The sequence below is a fragment of the Bacillus sp. SIMBA_074 genome (genome assembly GCF_046534555.1).
In the GTDB taxonomy this organism is placed as follows: domain Bacteria; phylum Bacillota; class Bacilli; order Bacillales; family Bacillaceae_G; genus Bacillus_A; species Bacillus_A mycoides.
In genome coordinates this window covers 1-308 of record NZ_JAWRYM010000293.1, presented here as the reverse complement: position 1 = coordinate 308, position 308 = coordinate 1, and the positions used below count along the sequence as shown (strand labels likewise).

The window sequence follows — 308 nt, the reverse complement described above, 5'->3', positions numbered from 1 at the left end:
GCATGAGCGCGTCGACGCACTGGCTGGCCACGGCCAGCGCGCAGGCCGTGCTGGAGCGGGGCGGCAACGCCTTCGACGCGAGCGTCGCGGCGGCATTCGTCCTGCACGTGGTGGAGCCGCACCTGAACGGGCCGGGCGGCGACCTGGTCGCCCTGTTCGCGACGGCGGGCGACCCGACGCCGGTCGTGCTGTCGGGCCAGGGGCCCGCTCCGGCCGCCGCGACTCCCGAGCACTACCGAGCGGAGGGGCTCGAGCTGGTTCCCGGCTCCGGATCCCTGGCCGCCGCGGTGCCGGGCGCCGTGGGCGCC

General features: G+C 77.9%; 1 protein-coding gene. It reads left to right on the top strand.

The genetic code is table 11. The features are described 5' to 3' along the window. Positions 1–308, top strand: a 308-nt coding sequence (locus SB773_RS30910) for a gamma-glutamyltransferase (protein WP_410594061.1), incomplete at both ends; no start/stop codon positions are given.